Consider the following 1,833-nt stretch of genomic DNA (forward strand, 5'->3'; position numbering starts at 1 on the left):
CTCATCAGCTAGAATAACTGGAGCTTCTGAGACTAAACTGCGAGCGATAGCCACACGTTGCTGTTGACCACCTGATAACTGGAGAACGTTCCGCTTGATCTGACTTTCATCCAAACCAAGCTCAAGAAGTGTATCCTTGCTTGCTTTTTTGTTGACCAAGCGGATATTTTCCAGCGGAGAAAGATAATCTATCAAGTTATAATTTTGAAAGACCAGGGAAATATGGTGCATGCGATGGTAAGAATACCCCTTATTCCGAATGTCCTCTCCTTGGAAAAGGATAGAACCTTCGACAGGACTATCTAGACCAGCAAGCAGGGACAAAAGAGTGGATTTTCCAGCTCCTGACTCACCAATGATACTATAAAATTTTCCGGGTTCAAAATTATACTTGATCTGATATAAAACTGCTTCAGCAGTGTTCTTATAACGGTAGGTAACATCTTGCAATTGTAATAAAGTCATGATTTCTCCTTCTTAACTAATAGATGATAAAATTTCCTTAGGCGATTTTCTAAATAGAAATACGAAACAAAGGGCTACAGACAAGCAACCAATCAGGAGCAGAAATACATAGGATTCTGCAAAAGATAGGAGACTGGTTGATAGACCGCTTGCTTTGGCCAGCGTGTCCTGTAAGGTTGCCTGATCTCCACTGGCTAGTACAGTTTGGAGCAGATAGGATGTAATGGCATTTCCAGCGATAAAGGATGGAAGCAAAGCTCCGAGAGATACCAAAACTACCTCTAAACAGAATTGTAGGAAGATTGAACTCTTGCCTTTTCCAAGCGCCAGAAGAATCCCCACTTCGTAGACCCTTTCTCTCAACCAGAGAGACAAGACCAAAATTAAGGCTCCTGCTCCAGCTATCAACATCCCATAAAGGAAGATGGTCAAGAAGGTTTGGAAGGTTGCTACTGAGTCTTTGATTTGTTCAAAGGCCTTGTTTTCCTTCTCAACTTGGTAACCTTGACTTTCCAAAGCCAAATTTTCCACCTGCTTCATGAGTCCGTCCATTTCCTTAGGATTTTCTACATAGAAGCGCGCTGCACTGACTTGCGGTTCACTATTTCCCAGAAGGGTTTGGCTGCTGTCATAGTCTGTAAAGACCTGGTTTTCACTGAAGTCAGAAGACAAGCCTGTGAACTTCTCTTGTTTTTTTCCAGAAAAGATGCCGACAATCTCAAACTCTACTGTTTGCCCTTTTCCAGCTTCAGACTGACCAGCATCCAAGCCAATCTTGTCATGAAGCGAAAGACCGTTCTTCTTGGCCAACTCTTCATGAATGAGGATTTTCTTTGAATCTCCTTTTTGAAGGTGTCGACCCTCTTTTAGGTTGAATGCCGAACTGGTAAAGGTGACATCCTTGGATGAATCCTCAAGAGCCGTTAAGCTAACCAAGTTCTTGTCCGCTGCTGACAAATCATCACGTTCTACGCTCTGCTCACCACTGACCGCTTCCTTGCCTTTCAGTTTTGCGATCGTCTCAAGTTCAGGAGAGGCATTTTCCAGTCCCTTAATCTTGCTCACGGATGCTAGGTCTGACAACTTGAAGGTCTGTCCATTTTCTATCTTTTTGATAGAAAAAGATGTATTGAGTGATTTGTAAAGATTGCTTCCCACTGTTTTGTTGGACTTCATCAGAGTCAAACAGGCTGAAATTCCGGCCAATAGGACCAATAAAATCAGAAATAAAATAAAACTTCTCAGTCGTTTTCTGCTGACATAAGCCCAAGCTCTTTGGATTGGATTCATTTGTCACCTCCATATTTGTAAGACTATTATAAAATCCAAATATGAAGTGTTTATGAAATCGAAAAAATTTTTTGAAAA

Annotated in this window: 2 protein-coding genes; both read right to left on the reverse strand. The window is 41.5% G+C overall.

Annotated features, from left to right (window positions below; translation table 11 throughout):
• A partial coding sequence (vex2, locus tag SORDD16_RS06810; protein ID WP_241734026.1) for an ABC transporter ATP-binding subunit Vex2 occupies window positions 1–465 on the reverse strand: 465 nt, incomplete at its 3' end.
• 12 nt (window positions 466–477) lie between these two features.
• Window positions 478–1,755 carry an ABC transporter permease gene (locus SORDD16_RS06815; protein ID WP_061452832.1) on the reverse strand — a complete coding sequence of 426 codons (1,278 nt, stop codon included), beginning with the start codon at window positions 1,753–1,755 and terminating at the stop codon, window positions 478–480.
• Window positions 1,756–1,833 lie beyond the last annotated feature (78 nt).

It is taken from the genome of Streptococcus oralis, assembly GCF_001578945.1.
Lineage (GTDB): Bacteria > Bacillota > Bacilli > Lactobacillales > Streptococcaceae > Streptococcus > Streptococcus oralis_Q.

Coding starts and splice junctions, on each gene's coding strand:
- SORDD16_RS06815 (WP_061452832.1), bottom strand. CDS start 1,755: ATGAATCCAATCCAAAGAGCTTGGGCTTATGTCAGCAGAAAACGACTG.